The sequence below is a fragment of the Vicinamibacteria bacterium genome (assembly GCA_035620555.1).
Classification (GTDB): domain Bacteria; phylum Acidobacteriota; class Vicinamibacteria; order Marinacidobacterales; family SMYC01; genus DASPGQ01.
Genome location: DASPGQ010000571.1, coordinates 1 through 16,456, shown reverse-complemented (window position 1 = coordinate 16,456; position 16,456 = coordinate 1). Strand labels below are relative to the sequence as shown.

9 protein-coding genes are annotated in these 16,456 nt (G+C 61.1%); 3 read left to right on the top strand and 6 right to left on the bottom strand.

The features are described from left to right. From VEK15_23130 to VEK15_23115, 4 genes are all read right to left on the bottom strand, one after another. Positions 1 to 1,377, bottom strand: a 1,377-nt coding sequence (locus tag VEK15_23130; GenBank protein HXV63613.1) for a GWxTD domain-containing protein, incomplete at its 3' end; no start/stop codon positions are given. A gap of 108 nt (positions 1,378 to 1,485) precedes the next feature. Continuing rightward, the gene (locus VEK15_23125) at positions 1,486 to 4,431 is read right to left on the bottom strand and encodes a carboxypeptidase regulatory-like domain-containing protein (protein ID HXV63612.1); all 2,946 of its coding nucleotides are present in this window, start codon (positions 4,429 to 4,431) and stop codon (positions 1,486 to 1,488) included. Positions 4,432 to 4,698: 267 nt separating this feature from the next. Continuing rightward, positions 4,699 to 5,382, bottom strand: coding sequence for a response regulator transcription factor (locus VEK15_23120; GenBank protein HXV63611.1), 684 nt, complete (start codon positions 5,380 to 5,382; stop codon positions 4,699 to 4,701). Positions 5,383 to 5,384: 2 nt separating this feature from the next. Beyond that, positions 5,385 to 7,007 (bottom strand): HAMP domain-containing sensor histidine kinase, encoded by a 1,623-nt coding sequence (locus VEK15_23115; GenBank protein ID HXV63610.1) that lies wholly within the window; start codon positions 7,005 to 7,007, stop codon positions 5,385 to 5,387. 222 nt (positions 7,008 to 7,229) lie between these two features. On the opposite strand from VEK15_23115, the gene VEK15_23110 reads away from it, so the two are divergent. Then, positions 7,230 to 9,587, top strand: coding sequence for a DUF5916 domain-containing protein (locus VEK15_23110; protein ID HXV63609.1), 2,358 nt, complete (start codon positions 7,230 to 7,232; stop codon positions 9,585 to 9,587). Between the two features lie 214 nt (positions 9,588 to 9,801). Then, positions 9,802 to 11,490 carry a carbon starvation protein A gene (locus VEK15_23105; protein HXV63608.1) on the top strand — a complete coding sequence of 563 codons (1,689 nt, stop codon included), beginning with the start codon at positions 9,802 to 9,804 and terminating at the stop codon, positions 11,488 to 11,490. A 51-nt stretch (positions 11,491 to 11,541) separates the two neighbouring features. Here the strand turns inward: VEK15_23105 and VEK15_23100 are convergent, their stop codons facing one another. Together VEK15_23100 and VEK15_23095 are read right to left on the bottom strand one after the other, a co-directional pair. After that, on the bottom strand, positions 11,542 to 12,687 hold the full coding sequence (locus VEK15_23100) for a peptidyl-alpha-hydroxyglycine alpha-amidating lyase family protein (GenBank protein ID HXV63607.1): 1,146 nt from the start codon (positions 12,685 to 12,687) through the stop codon (positions 11,542 to 11,544). 163 nt (positions 12,688 to 12,850) lie between these two features. Beyond that, positions 12,851 to 13,150, bottom strand: a complete 300-nt coding sequence (locus VEK15_23095; GenBank protein ID HXV63606.1) for a hypothetical protein — start codon at positions 13,148 to 13,150, stop codon at positions 12,851 to 12,853. 209 nt (positions 13,151 to 13,359) lie between these two features. On the opposite strand from VEK15_23095, the gene VEK15_23090 reads away from it, so the two are divergent. Next, positions 13,360 to 16,456 (top strand): right-handed parallel beta-helix repeat-containing protein (locus VEK15_23090; GenBank protein HXV63605.1); only part of this gene is annotated, 3,097 nt, incomplete at its 3' end.

The following is a 16,456-nucleotide window of genomic DNA, read 5'->3' as shown; positions in this document are numbered from 1 at the left end:
CAATCGACCTTCACGCCGGAACGTGTACTCCAGCTTGACGCGGGTCTTGCCCTCACCATCCAGGCCCAGGTTATAGGCCTCGAAATACACCTGGAGGGAGGCTCCCGGCTCGAACGTGCCATCCTGGCTGGGAAGCACCTTGTATTTCCCGAAAGTAAAGGGCTCCTTCTTCCCCGGGATCGTGGGATTCTCGAGCTCAAGGATCTGCTCGGCCAGGAGTATCGAGCTGAGCTCGAGCGCCTCGCCGATCTCGGGGATCGTCAAGTCGGTCTCGGTCAGCCTCACCCGCCCGTTCTGGTCCCGAACCGCGAGCTGGAGCCGGTAGCTCCCCGGCGGCGCGTAGAGCACCATCTGGTAGAGCACGGTGTCGTCTTGAAGGGTCGCGACCTGATCTTTCGGAAGTGCGAACATCTCTTCGCGAACGAACTCGTCCACCGAGTTGCCGCCCTGATCCACGAGGCGGCCCAGGATCTCGAAACGGCTCTCGTAGAAATCGCCCTTCTCGACGTAGGCGAAATTCCGGTAGGCGAGGTCCAGGTTGACCGGTATCGTCAACTCGCCGTCGCTGGCACGAAAGAACTCGATTCTCGGTTCGACCTCCAGTGTGGCGGTGTTGAAGCTGAAATCCGTCGTCACCACCTCGCGAAGCGGCTGGACGGCTCGTTCGGGAACCTGGGCGATCAGGGCGAGCTCGTTCATACGCTCGAGCTCCGGATCCAGGCCGTCGGTGATGGAAGTCCTGGTGCCCGGCCGTCCGAAGTTCATCGAGCGTACTTCCATCTTGGCGAAGGCGTCGAGGAAGTCCTCGTTCATGAGCGCTTCCGTGCGTCTCGTCGAGTCGGAGTCCGCGAGCAGGTTGAACGTGATCTCGTAATCACCAATCGATCGCCTGTCGACGAAGGCGATCTCCATATTCGGGGGAAGCATGGGATGGGGCGGTCGGTTGTAGATCCAGACCTCGGTGGGGAACTGGTGGGCCAGACGTCCCATGGGATCGGAGTCGATCTGATCCGGGGGGCCGAGAAGGATGTAGATGCGACCGCGATCGGTCATCCATCCGGGTCGTCCCGCCCCGAAGAACGTGTTGGCGAAAGTGAGCCGACGGTAGTGTTCCAGCTGGTACTCGTTGTCCTCGGTCCCCGGCGTGGGGTCGCGACGTTCCCAGAAGGTGTCGATGAAGGCGACCCGTTCCGCGGAGGTCGTCAGCCGCTTGTAGACCTCTTTCTCCTGCTTGGTCGCGATATAGGGGACGATCTCTTCGATCCAGACCTTCGCCGCCTCTTCCTCGGTCAGGTTTTTGTAGCGGTCCTGCGCGACGCTAGGGAGGCACAAACCCAGGGTCGAGGAAATGGCGAGAACCCCAATCACGGACTTCACAGCGGAATGGTACCTCCAGAAGTTGCATGACAGCCATTGCCGCCGGGCCGGCGAAGGCCGGGCTCCCTCGAGAACGGAGAGCCCGGCCACCCGCGTGACCTATGCTGGCTAGAAGGTGAAGCGTACTCCAATCTGCATCTGCCGCGGGAAGTTCGCGCTCGTCGGGATCAGGAAGGTTCCGCTGGAGCGATTCCCGGTCGGGTTTCTCAAGTTCTCGTTGTTGGTGATGTTGTAGCCGTCCCAGTAGAAGCCGAGCGTCATTCCCTGAGTCAAATCGAAGTTGTACCGTATGGATAGGTTGAGCTCGGTGAATTTCTCACCGCCGATTCCGTTTTTGACCGCAGTACTGCCATCGAGGTCCGATACGATCGGCTGGCCATCATCCGTCAGACCCTGGATGGGACGGTCGTTTCGTTCTCGATCCGCGTTGTCGTCATTACCCGTCGTCTCGTTGACCGGCGTCGCGCTGTTGAAGCTAAAGATGCCGGCGATGCTCAGTCCCCGCCAGGGGTTCCAGGTGCCGCTGAGGCTGAGGACGTGCCTCCGGTCGACCTCGAAAAGACCGTAGTCGAGGCGCGGATCGTAGTCCTGCCACACCTTGCGGTCCTCGGGATAGCTCAGCCCTACGTAGTTCGACTTCTGGATCGTGTAGGCATTCCGCATGCTGAACCGGTTCGAGAACCGCTTCGTGACACCGATTTGCACCGACTGATAGTCCCCGTTGAAGAAGCCGTCCCGCGTCGTGTACTGATACACGCGCTGGAAATTCGTATCCCGGGCTTCGGGAGGAATCAGCTCACCGTTGGGATCGAAGACGTCCACCCCAGGTCTCGAGCTCGCTACACCAAAGACGAGGGGCTCGTTGATGTCGATGAGACCGAGCTGGTCCCGGGAAACGTTTCCGACGTAGTCGAGGGAGACTGCCAGGTCCGGCGTGAGCTGGTGGGCGAGACCGGCGCTCCAGGACCACATGTAGGGCATCTGGCGGTTCGGGTCGTCCACCCAGGGCTCGCGGTTGAAAGTCGACCCGGAAAGAAGAGAGGCCTTGAGGGCTTCGAGCTCCGCCTGTCCCGCCGCGCTCAGCGTGGCGATACCGGGGTTCCCCGCGGAATCGTTGATCATGTCGGGATTCAAGACCGCGCTGTTGGGGTTGGTCACCGAAAGCTCGGGGAATTGGTTCAGCAGACCGCGCTGCTGCAGGCGGACGTCGAGTCGGCTCCTCGTGTACTCCGAGAAGCGGCCGAAGCCCGCACGAACGACCGTTCGGCCGTCGCCCTTGATGTCGTAGGCGACGCCGACGCGGGGAGCGAAGTCGTCCCGGCTCGCGGGAACGATGCCCTGCGTGTCCCACCGCAGGCCCAGATTCAGCGTCATCTTCTCGTTGGCCTGCCACTTGTCCTGGAAGAAGAAATACGCACGCCAGTCGTAGCTGTACGTGGGGAAGTCATCGGGGTACTGGTTCGTATCCCAAACATTGATATTGAACTGTTGGGGATAAGTCGATCGGTCCGCGGGGTTGTAAGGCGCGTCCTGCTCGAACTCGAAGGCCCCGGAGCTCGCCTGCGTGCGGGGAACGAGGCGATTCCAGCTCACACCACCACCAAACTTGAAATTGTGATCCCCGGACCAGTCCGGCTTGAAGTGGCTGTACGTGTTGTCGATCGAGTAGCTGCGAACGGACGTGATGCCTCCCTCTCCACCCGTTCCGGTGATATAGCTGGGGTGCACGTTCTGCGAGCCGATCCCGAACTGGCTCTGACCGGCCAGCCCCACATAGTTCGTGCCGTCCGCGAAGAAACTCTGGTTGCCCGTCCCGAGCTCCTCACGGATGATCCCGACGCGCACGATGTTCGAGCCATAGTCGCCGACGATCGATGTCCAGGAGAAGTTGAAGATCTCGTCGAAGTCGCTCTCGTTGCCCCGGGCGTCCACGACCTCGTTGCTCTGGTTGAAACCCTCACCCAGCGAGTCCGCCGTCTCGCGAACCCAGCGACCACTGATGACGTTGTCCTGGTTGGCCTGGTAATCGCCTCGGGCGAAGAAGTTGTTGGCGCGAACCGAGAAATAGCCTACCTGATCGATGGCGAGGGGAGCGGCCTCGGCGGGAAATTTCTTCTGGCCGCCCAGGTCCTCGTTGTCCCGTTCGTAGTTGAAGTAGAAGTGGGCCTTGTCCTTGACGATGGGTCCGCCTACTCCGAACCCCCCCTGAAAAGTCTTCTCGTCCGGCTTGGGCTCTTCGGGGTTGAGGAACGGGCTTCGAGCGTAGAACGAGTCGTTTCGGTAGTACGAATAGACACGGCCCGAGAGGTCATTGGTTCCGCTGCGGCTCACCATGTTGATGATGGCGCCGCCGCCTCCGCCGAACTCGGCCGCGTACATGTTTCCGAGTACCTGATACTCGGAGATGATGTCGAGCACCATGCGGACCTGAGTTCCCTGGCTTCCGCCGAGACGGTCGTCGTTGTTGTAGGAGCCGTCCATCTGATACACGTTGCTCCAGGGGGTCGCGCCGTTCGCGCTGACCTGGCCGCCCTCGAACGTGGATCCGGCGGGATTGGGGGTCATGCCGGGGACGAGCTGGGTCAGCGCGGTGAAGTTCCGGAAGTTTGAGGGGGTTTCATCGATCTCCCGGCCGCTCAAGGTTCCCCCGAGCTTGTTGCTCGTCACTTCGACCAGCGGCGACTCCCCGGTGACGGTGATGACCTCCTCGATCGAAGCCAGCTGCAGGCTGAAGTTCTGCTGGACCTCCGCGCCCGAAGAGAGCTGATAACCCGTCAGGAGCACGGTCTGGAAGCCTTGCATCAGGACCTCGATGTCATACGTGCCCGGCGGCAAGTTCCCGACGATGTAACTGCCGTTCCCCGCGGTCACGGCGGTGCGGGTGAAACCCGTGTTTTGTTCCTTGAACGTGATGGTGACCCCAGGAAGTGCGAGCCCGTCGGGATCGGTGACGTGTCCTGAAACCTCCGTGTTCTGCTGCGCGGATGCGATGAACGATACAAACAGCATTCCGAGAACGATCGTTCCGAGTTTTAGAGTACGAAAACGGACCATGGCGCCCTCCCTCTGAGGTCCTGATGTATGAAGCCAGGAAGGCTCTACACACAGCCTCCCTTTGGCCGAGATGGTACTCGCCACTCAGCCGACGGCGCGTCGAGGAATGTAATACCTTGTAGACAAATGTAGTTTCGGCTCCGATAAGTTGAATCGGGCTAGTGGACTCATTCTACGGAATTTCATCGTTGCCCCGCGTGGCGATACGAGCGATTGAATCGGGCGCATGTTCCGTGACTCGTTGCCGTGCGACGATCGATCGGCGATCTACGGCACGAGCTTGTAGCCGATTCCGTAAGCGGTGAGAATGTGGCGGGGGTTGTGGTAGTTCGTTTCCAGCTTCTTCCGAAGACCCACGACGAGGTTGTCGACGGCTCGCGATGACGCCAATGGGGAGTAGCCGAGCGCTTCCGCGAGGAGCTCGTCGCGGGTCACGACCTCTCCCATTCGCGCGGCCAGACAGCGCAGCACCTCGAACTCGCGGAACGAGAGACGCACCGGCTTGCCTTTTCTCAGCACGACCTGGCGCTCCAGATCGATCTCGACTCCGCTGAGGGACAAGACGTGCGTCTCGGCCCGCCGTGCGCCGGAACGACGCAGGAGGGCCTTCACCCGCGCCGACAGCTCGCGCACGCTGAAGGGCTTCAGTACGTAGTCGTCGGCTCCCACCTCGAACCCGAGCACTCGCTCTCCCTCTTCCCTCTTGACGGTCAGGAGGAGGACGGGAACGTCCAAACCGGCGCGCCGGATGCGCCGGCAAATGTCGTAGCCGTTCATCCTTGGCAGCATGATGTCGAGGATGATGAGGTCGGGGACGAGCGACAAGGCGAGCTCGAGGCCGGTGACGCCGTCTTCTGCCGCGGAGACGCGGTAACCCTCGAACTCGAAGTTCATCCGCAGACCGTCCCTGAGCTGGGCTTCGTCCTCGATCACCAGAAGGTGGTGGCTCACGTTCAATCCTCGTCGAAAGCCACCGGGAGCCTTACCGTGAACCGGCTCCCTTTACCGAGCTCACTCTCGACCTCGATGCGGCCTCCGTGAGAGGCCACCACCGATTGCGCGATCGAAAGCCCCAATCCCGCGCCCTTGACATCGTCGTGAGATTGGCCCCGGTAGAACCGTTCGAACACGTGGGGCAAGTCCTCGGGAGGAATCCCAGAACCCCGGTCGGCGACTTCGATCGCTACCATACCATTTTCCCGTTGGGCACCCAGAACAATGGGCTTGTCCGGCCCACTGTATTTGGAGGCGTTGTCGAGAAGACTATAGACGACCCGCACCAAGGCACTGTGATTTCCGTGGATTCGGGGAAGCGCGTCGGGAAGATTGACGTCGACGGGGTGGGGCGTGCGAGTCCATTCCTTCATCTCGATCGCTTCTTGCACGATGTCCTGGAGATCGCACGGCTCGAACCGGGTCACGCTTTGCTCCGCTTCCAGACGAGAGAAATCCAGGATCTCTTCCAGCATGTCGCCGAGGATCTCGGCCTGCTGCCGTAGCGAGCGATAAAAGAGCTTGCGCTCCAATTTCCGAGGGACGCGGTCGAGCTCGAGCATCTCCGAGTACAGGCGAATGTTCGACAACGGAGTCTTGAGCTCGTGAGAGATACCCGAAATGAAGCGCGACTTGAGGTCGGAAAGCTTCGCCTCCCGGGCGGAAGAGCGGGCCATCAGAGCCGAGCCGATGGCGAGGACGATGAGGCCTGCTCCCACGATCGCGATATTGCCGAGGGCTCCCCGGTGAAGGAGCTCCTGCACTCCGACGGCGTCCGAATGACCGACCGAGAGGAGCCAGCGGGGTACGTCTGTCGTCTGGATGCCTTCCGACGGCAGCGTGAACGTCATCGGGATCTCGACCGCAGACTCGATCGTGGCCCCGGTAACATTCGTGCCGATAATGAGCTCTTCGTTTTCACCGAGGAGCGTCAAAGGGGTTTCCATGTCTCCCAAGAACTCGCGGACCGCGGGTACGAGGACCCGCTCGGAGAACGCGGGAAGGAAGTCACGGGCGAAGCCGACGCGATCGACCATGAAGCCTGCAATACCCTGGAGCGTTTTCTCCTCGTCGTCCAAGATTCGGTGGATCACGACCTGGCATGTGGGATTCTCGCCCGCGCACAAGAACTCGCCCCAGCGCCCCTTGCCCTCGCTGAGCAACCACACCTCATCGGGCAAGTAGGCCAGTCTCTCCGGATCGGATACGAAACCGCCGCCGACGGGATGATAGAAGAGTGCTTTTCCGTGTGGCATCGACTCGGTCCAGACGAAGAATCGATCGACGTAGGCGAATCGCTCGTGTCCCCTCTTGAAGAGCTGCGCCACGGGCTCGAGGTCCAGGGACATCAAGTCGGCGTGACCGACCGCGGGCAAGACGGTGAGGCGCGCTCTCGTCATCTCGTCCGCCAGAATCGACTTCGTGCGTTGAGCGGCTTCACGGTTCCGCTGGTTCTCGATCATCTCCGAGCGCGTCTGAAGCTCGAGAATCCACCGGTACTGGACGAGAGCGATCGCGACCAGAGGCGCACCGAAAGCGAGGATTGGGAGGAGCCCCCCTTTGAAAGAAAACTTGAAGGCCATCGTCGTCCTACCTCCGGCGATGTGAGATGCGAGAGTTATCCTACATCGTGCCGATCCAAACTTCTACAGTTCGGCCTGCCGCGTTTCGAAAAATTGCGCCGCACGCAAGATTTGCTTGCTGTGAACCGGTGACGGCGTTTATGGTGAAGAGCCTCGAAGGATCGACTCGGATTTTCGAACGGGCGAGAGCGAGCGCGCCCTTGGTGGTGACGACGAGTAGTGATGCGTACTGGCTTCTTTCAGTTTTTCTTGTCTCCCGTCGCGCTGGCCGCCTGTCTGTCCTTCCCCCTCGCCGACGAGACAGCCTCTGCCCAGGAGCGCGATGATCCCTCGAACCGAGGCGAACCGCCGCCCGTCGAGATATTCGGCCCACCGCCCCCTCGAGCGCCCGAGGTTCTGACTCGCGACGCCAACGGTCGCGCCACACTCAGGGCGACGCGACTCGACGAGCCGATCGTGGTCGACGGAAAACTCGACGACGCCGTCTACTCGACGGTCCCGCCCTTTACCGACTTCATTCAACAGGAGCCGAACGAGGGAGAGCTCGCGACCGAACAGACCGAAGCCTGGATCTTCTTCGACGACCGCCACGTTTACGTGGCGGCGCGATGCTGGGACAGCCATCCGGAGCGTATCGTCGCCAACGAAATGCGAAGGGACCACGATGGTCTTAACCAGAACTCGAACTTCGTCGTCGCTTTCGACCCCTTTTACGACCGCAGAAACGGCTTCTACTTCCAGACGAATCCGCTCGGGGCGATAAGGGACCTCGCCATCATGGATGAAGGGCTCGCCCGCAACACCGACTGGAACACGGTCTGGGACGCGAAAGCCAGCTGGTTCGAGAACGGGTGGACGCTCGAGATGGCCATACCGTTCAAATCCCTGCGCTACCGGAGGATGAGAGACCAGATCTGGGGCGTTCAGATGCGTCGCACCGTGAGATGGAAGAACGAAGTGTCCTACATCTCGCCGATCCCGGCCGCCTACGGAGGGCGCGGGATTCACCGGTACTCCGAGGCCGCAACCCTCGTCGGAATCGAAGTGCCGCTGAGCTCCCGCAACATCGAGCTGAAACCCTACGGGCTCTCCTCGCTCACGACCGACAACACCGCGGAGGAGCCGTTCTCGAACGAGGTCGGCGGAGACGCCGGATTCGACGCGAAATACGGCATCACCAACGGCCTCGTCGCCGACTTCACCTACAACACCGACTTCGCCCAGATCGAGGAGGATGAAGAGGAAATCAACCTCACCCGCTTCAGCCTCTTTTTCCCGGAAAAGCGCGACTTCTTTCTCGAGGGGCAGGGGATTTTCGCCTTCGGCGGTATCGAGGATGGGAGTGCCCGGCGAGCGCGGCGTGGCAATGCGAACAACGACCTGACCCCGATCCTGTTCTTCAGTCGCCGCATCGGGCTCACCGACTTCGGCATCGATCCAATTCGGGTGGGCGGCCGGGTGACGGGCCGCGCCGGGGCCTATCGCATCGGTGCCCTCAACATCGGCACTCGAGGCGATGCTGCCGCCGGAATACCCGCGACCAATTTTTCCGTCTTCAGGCTACGTCGGGACATTTTGAGGAGGAGCGACATCGGCTTCATCGCCACTCATCGTACGACTTCTTTGACCGAAGGTGCCGATGCCAACTCGGTCGTGGGCTTCGATGGGAACTTCGCTTTCTACCAGAACGTACGGCTCAACGGGTTTTTCGGCGTGAGCCGCACCCCGCCGCTGGAGGGCACCGAGGGAGGGTTCGACGACGACGCAACGACCTACTCGGGAAAGTTCGACTACGGCGCCGACCGGTACGGGTTGACCCTCGAGCACTTGAAGGTAGGCAGCGACTTCCGACCGGAGCTCGGCTTTCTGCGGCGGGAGGCTTTCCGCAGAAACTTCGCCAGCGCGAGGTTTAGCCCGCGACCGCGTTCCATCGAATGGATACGACGCCTCGTCTTCGAGTCCGAGCTCGACCACATCACCGACAACGACGGTCGTCTCGAGACCAGACGCATTCAGGGGACCTTTCGCATCGAGCACGAGAACGGCGATCGGTCCTGGGTCGATTACACGAACGATTTCGAGTACCTGCCAGAGGAGTTCGAGATCTCCGACGGCATCGTGTTGCCCGTGGCGGAGTACCGCTTTCAGGACGTGCGGGTCGCGTACGAATTCGGTCCACAGCGAGTCGTTCCCGGCACGCTGAGCTTTCGAACCGGAGGGTTCTTCGATGGGGACCGACAGGAGTTGAGCTACGATGGGCGCGTCGAGGTCACGTCCCAATTCGCCGTCGAGCCCCGCGTTGCCCTCAACTGGGTCGACCTCGTCGAAGGCAGCTTCACCGCGAAGCTCGTGAGTGCACGCGTGAGCTACGCGTTCACACCGAGAACGTTCGTGAGCAGTCTCGTGCAGTTCAACTCCAGCTCGGATTCCTTCAGCGGAAGCGTGAGATTTCGTTGGGAATACGAGCCGGGAAGCGACTTCTTCATCGTCTACAGCGAGGGCTGGAACGAGCTCTCGGGCGATTCGTTCCTGGCGACTCGCACCCTGGCTTTCAAGCTCACCAAGCTGTTCCGCTTCTGAGAACGGCGGAACGTTCCATACTCGAGGTCCGCGTGACATTTGCAGACAAACTCTTACCGTGTCTGACTCGGTGCGGGGTCGGATCCGTCCAGAATGATCTGTGCCCGGCGACCTTTGCCGGGAAGCGGATGACCCGCAAGCGACGATTCTCGGCGTGGAACGACGCCGAATCGGGGGATAGATTGCAAACGAGATCGACAAAAGGAACCAGCACGTGAGCGCCGCCTGGGTAGCGGTCCTCGGACTTGCCGCAATCGGGCTAGGCTATCGTTACTACTCCCGGTTCATCGCCGAGCGAGTCTACCAGCTCGATCCCGACTACCAGACTCCTTCGCGCGCGATGGAAGACGGTTTGGACTACGTCCCCACGCACCGGATCGTCCTCTGGGGGCACCATTTCACCGCGGTGGCCGGGGCCGCTCCGATCATCGGACCCGGTATCGCCGTCATCTGGGGTTGGGTGCCCGCGTTCTTGTGGGTCGTCCTGGGAACGATCTTCTTCGCCGGCGTTCACGATTTCGGAGCCATCTGGGCGAGCGTTCGCAATCGGGCACGATCGATCGGGGCCCTGACCGGCGACGTCGTCGGAGAGCGCGCGCGCAATCTCTTCATGGTCGTCATCTTCCTGCTGCTCCTCATGGTCAACGCCGTCTTTGCCGTGGCCATCGCCGACGCGTTGCGGGCGACACCGTCGAGCGTGATCCCGGCGTGGAGCGCTGTCGCCGTCGCGCTCGTCCTCGGGATTCTCATCTATCGACTCAGGGTCAATATCCTCTGGCCCACCGTTGTCGGGACGGTCATTCTCTATGTGGTGATCTACGTCGGCGAGCTCGTGCCGGTGACCCTTCCAGAGAGCTTTCTCGGCTTCGGCCCGGAGCCGCAATGGATTCTCATTCTCTTCGCCTATGCGGCGATCGCGTCCCTGCTTCCGGTTTGGCTTCTCTTGCAGCCGCGGGACTATATCAATGGAATCCAGCTCTTCATCGGACTCGGGTTGCTCTATGGCGCGGTCCTCGTGGCACGCCCCGCAATCGTGGCGCCTGCCTTCAACTTCGAAACCCCCGCGGGAACACCACCGATCGCGCCTCTCTTGTTCGTCACCATCGCCTGTGGAGCCGTGTCAGGTTTTCACGGGCTCGTGGGCTCAGGCACCACGTCCAAGCAGCTCAACAACGAGACGGATGCGCGCTTCGTCGGCTACCTTGGGTCCTCGGGTGAGGGGGCGCTCGCTCTCATGGCCATCATCGCCGCGACTGCGGGATTCGTCTCCGCGGAGGATTGGCACAGCGTCTATCACGAATTCGGAAACGGAGGCATCGACGCTTTCGTCACCGGTGGTTCTCTCATCGTGAGCAATGGCACCGGGCTCCCGCGGCCGTTCGCGGCGACGCTTCTCACCGTCATGGCGGTTCTGTTCGCCGGGACGACCATGGACGCCGGCGTGCGCCTCCAACGCTATATCGTCCAGGAGTGGGGAACGATATTCGACATCGGACCCCTCCGGAACGGCTACGTGGCGACGGTGGTCGCGGTCACGAGCTGTCTCGCGCTTGCTTTCGGCGCCGGCGGGGCCGAGGGAACGGGGGGGATGATCCTGTGGCCGCTGTTCGGCACCACGAACCAGATCCTGGCCGGTCTGACGCTCCTCGTGATCAGCGTCATTCTCGTGAAGCTGGGACGTCGCTCGCGCTACACGTTGGTTCCGATGATCTTCGTCACGTCGATGGCGTTTCTTTCCGCGCTCTATCAGCTCTGGGACTTGTATCTGCGGGGCAACTATTTCCTGGTCGCGGTCGACATCTTGATCATCTTGGCGACGATCTGGGTGATGCTCGAAGCGGCCGCAGCGCTCGCCAAACAGCGTCGTGCTCGTGCCGTCGGCGCGCCCGCGGGAGGGTCCTGAGGAGCCGCGGCGCCGATCGCGTCCGCGGCCCCTCGATCTCTTCGGCCTAGCTCACGGAGAGGTTGGCTCGCCGCTGAGCTTGCGCCACCTACCGACCAGGTGCGCGGGATTGGCACCCGGCTTCGGCCGGTACTTCTGCACGCGACCCACGTGCACGTCCGCCGTGTAAAGATTCCCTTCGCTGTCGGCGCTGAACTGATGCACGCCCCAGTTGCCACCGGGGAAGGCGCCGAACGTCCCCCAATCGTAGAGAAGTTGGCCGTCGAGGTTGAACTTGAGGAACTTCTGGGTGATACCGTCGCTAATCCACAGGTGCTGATCTTCCGACATGTAGATGTAGTAGGGGCGCTTGATGTCTCGCCACTCGTCGAGAAACTTGCCGTTCTCGTCGAACACCTGGATGCGGGAGTTCGCTCGGTCGGCGACGTAGACGCGCCGGTTGTCATCGATCGCGATGCCGTGCACCGTGTTCATGTAGCCGGGTCGCGTCTCGTTGGGCGCGTTTCCTTTTTCTCCCCACGTCATGAGGAACTTTCCGTCCTTGTCGAACTTCACGACCCGGGTGTTGGTGTAGCCATCACTGATGAAGAACGTGCCGTCCGGCAGCCAGGCGACGTCGGTCGGCCGGCCAAAGTGGGTTTCGTCGTTTCCCGGCTCACGAAACTTTCCGAGCTGCATGACGACCTTTTTTCCGTCTTTCGTGAACTTCGTGACCTGGTGGGCGCCGTCGTCGACCACCCAAACGTGGCGCTCGGGATCGTAGGGGTTGACCTTGACCCGATGCGGTCGGACGAACATGGAATTGTGCTGATCCCAGTTCTCGACGAGCTTGCCCTCGCGATTCACGATGTAGAGCACATGAGTCCACTTGGGGTGGCGCTCCGCGTCGTCGCGGGAGAGGTCATAACCGGACGCATTGCGACGGGGAACCAGGCTCTGGTACTCGCCATAAGAGCCATCCGTCACCTCGGGCAGGCAACCCCGGGCGAAGATGAAGACTCGGTCGGGGCTCTCTGCAAAGATTCCCGCTGAGGAGCCGATTTGGTATCCCTCACCGCAAGGGTTCTGCGGCCAGCCGGGAACGACTTCATACGGACCCGTCTCGTTGCCGCCGCCCTTCTTCTGTGCCAGGAGCGGTGTCGCCGCGATGAGCAGACACGAGCTCAGCAGCGTGAGGGTGGCGCCAGTTCTTTTCATATCTTTCCTCCTTCGAGTGTGGGGGTCGTCCAAGCGAGCTTCCCCCCTCGTGTAGCTATGTTCCCAATCTTTTACAATCTCGACCACAGTTTTCGGAAGTATCGGAAGGTAACAAGTTGTCAGAAATTGTCGTGACCATCATCTTGAATAGGGATCCTTCTCTCTAGCCTGCCTCAGGCGGCTCGTACGGAAATCGGTGGATTTCCCGAACGCATTCCGAAAGCGCCTTGAGCAAGGTGCCGCCCCAGCCGCTCGGGCGGAACGGGGCGGCCTTCTGGTTGGTTTCCTTGTCGGCCTGGGCGAAGAATCGCATGGATTGGTCTTCTGGATTCTGCACGTATTCCCGCACCGTAATCGTAAACTCGACGTCTCCGGCCGGCTGCCGTTTCTTCATCGAGAAAAAGTGCAGTTTCGCCAGCTCGTCGTCGCCGTCGGTTTGGGCGTAGGTCCACGCGTCGCTCATTCTGTTCTTCCTTTCCTGACACGGGTTTCTTCATTAGCAGGGTGATGGAAACCTACCACCGAATGAGATGCCCGGCTCGGACGATGTTGGTTGAGGAGTCGAGGCACGCCTCCTGAAGAGAAGCTATTGCATCTTGAAAAACTCCGTCTTTGTCTTCTATGATCTCGCGGAGCCGGACATGAGTCCCGCTTCCCACGAGGAGGGAATACATGCAGCCCTCCCAACCGGCCGCTGGGAGCCCACTGAAAGAGAGGTTCGTCTTAGGGCGACCGAATTTCCCGCGCCGCTCCGTCATCGTTGCGACCCTCGCCGTCACGCTGACGGCAGCCCCGGTCTCGTTGGTTCTCGGCGACACTCTCAATGTTCCCGGCGACTTCCCGTCCATTCAAGCGGCACATGACGCCGCTACTTCCGGGGACACGATTCTGGTCGCTCCGGGTACCTATGTCGGATCGCTCACGATCAGCAAAGCCATCACCCTGGGCTCTCATTTCATCACCACTGGTGACCCGAGCTTCATCACCAGCACCATCCTCGACGGGGGCAATGGGTCCTTCGTCATCACGATACCTTCGAGCGCCGGGGATCGACCCACGATCCAGGGGCTGACGATCCAGAATGCCGGCGACGGAATATCGCCAAATGCGAAGTTCAACCTCCTCAACAATGTGATTCGAGACACCAGTGATGGAGTGGATTACGAGGACGGAAGCGGAGGCCTGGCTCAGTTCAACATCTTCGAGCAGAACGGCGACGACGGCATCGACCTCGACAACGACGTCGACATCGTCATCGCCGACAACATCATCAGGAACAACGGCGATGACGGAATCGAGATCCGCATGCAGAGCTACAACGGGCCGACCCTGAATATCATCATCGAGCGGAACGTGATCCACGACAACGGAGAAGACGGCATTCAGTTGATTCATTACGACGTTCTGACCGATCGATTCATCGAGATCAGGAACAACACCATCTACAACAGCAACGACGTCGGCATCGGAATGATGGACGGCTCGAACACGAGCGAGGATTTTCGCGCCGCGAGCATCCCCGAGCGGATCAACATCTTCAACAATACGTTTCGCAACAACCGCTACGGAATTACCGGGGGGGACAACACCGTCGTGGTGAACAACATCTTCGTCGATTACCCGGTGATTGCGGTCAAGAACGTGGATGGCAATTCGTCGCTGGCATTCAACCTTTTCTTCAACAACGGTACCGACAACAGCGGATCGAACGTGGATGAGGGTAGCAGTCTCTTCGTCGATCCTGTGCTCGACTCCAACCTGGCGCTCCTACCCGGGAGTCCGGCCATCGACTCGGGAACCGCCAGTTACGTCTGGCAGGGAATGACGGTGCTGGACCTTCCCGCCAGTGCTTATTCCGGTGCCGCGCCGGATATCGGAGCGTTCGAGCTCGAGAGCGGCAATGGCCCACCGCCCGATCCGCCCATCCTGCTTCTTCCGTTGGATGGAGCGTCCAACGTGGGTCTCACACCGACTCTTCAGTGGAGCGGGGAGGGCACGCAATTCACGGTGCAGATCGCCACCGACGCGGGGTTCGTGAGTCCCGTCGATGTCGCCTCGGTGTCGGTGACGCAATACACGGTCACTCAGGGCACATTGGAGCATTTGGCTACCTATTTCTGGCGCGTCGATGCTTCGGATGCCAACGGCACCAGCGATTTCTCGGCGACGTGGAGCTTCACGACCGAGGCCGCGGCTAGCCCACCGGAGCCTCCGATTCTCGTCGCTCCCCCCAACGGAGCCACCTCCGTGCCCGTCGGGGCGACGCTCCAATGGGCGGGAACGGCTGACGATTTCGACGTCGAAGTTGCTGCTGATTCGAGCTTTACGTCGGTCGTCCATTCGGCCAATACGGCGTCGAGCAGCATGACCCTGCCTGCATCCGCATTGGCCCACGAGACTCAATATTACTGGCACGTGCGCGGCAATAATGCTTTCGGTGTGGGTAGCTTCTCCGCGACCTCGTCATTCACGACGGTCGCGCCCCCGGACACCATTCCCCCCAGCAAACCTCAGAATTTGAGCTCGCCGGACCAGACGGGTACGACCATCGATCTCGTCTGGGATCCCTCCACTGATAACGTCGGAGTTTCGTTTTATCGGATCTACCGGGACAACGTCCTCGTTGCCAGCGAATCGAGCGCCCAACACACCGCCGTCGGCCTGACTCCCGGGACTCCCTACGACTTCGAGGTCTCTGCAGTGGACGACGCCGGACTGGAATCTCAGAGAAGCGACACGTTAACCGTCACGACGCTCGACTTCTCCGATCCCGTCACGGTGGCCATTCGGGTTGGCAGCAGCAGTGACGACGCGGAAGAGCGCGATTCAGGCGGAATGAGAATGGACAGTAGTGACCTCGAGCTCGTCTACGACAGCGGCAATCAGACCGTGGGGATGCGTTTCAACGGGGTTGGGATTCCTCGAGGTGCCTGGATCGTTCACGCCACCATTCAGTTCCAGGTGGATGAGGTAAGCGTCGGAGCGACTTCTCTCGCGATACAGGGCGAAGATATCGATCATGCATCGACGTTCGCGAATGTCTCAGGGAACATCTCCTCGAGAGCACGAACGTCGGCGTCGGTACCCTGGATTCCTGCACCGTGGCCAACAGTCGGACAGGCCGGACCGGATCAGCAAACACCGGATATCGCCTCGGTCATTCAGGAGATCGTGAACCGGCCGTCCTGGGCGGCCGGCAACTCGCTGGTGATCATCATTACCGGAAATGGCGAGCGCGGGGCGGAGTCTTTCGATGGAGTGCCAAGTGCCGCGCCGCTGCTCATCGTCGAGTATGCGGAAGGGGGACCTCCAGGGAACACGCCGCCAACCGTGGATGCCGGTTTGCCGCAGACGATCACGCTGCCTGCCACGGCATCGCTGGATGGAACGGTTACGGATGACGGCCTGCCCGACCCGCCCGGCTCGGTGACGACGAGCTGGAGTGAGCTCAGCGGACCGGGGACGGTGAGCTTTTCCGATTCGAGCGCCGTCGATACGACCGCGAGCTTCTCCGAGGCGGGGACGTATGTCTTGCGCTTGACGGCGGATGATGGCGCTCTGAGTGCGTTCGCCGACGTGACCGTCACCGTCGAGCCCGAGCCTGTGATTAACGAACCGCCGAGCGTCAGCGCGGGCGTGCCGCAGACGATCACGTTGCCTGCCACGGCATCGCTCGATGGAACGGTTACGGATGACGGCCTGCCCGACCCGCCCGGCTCGGTGACGACGAGCTGGAGTGAGCTCAGCGGACCGGGGACGGTGAGCTTTT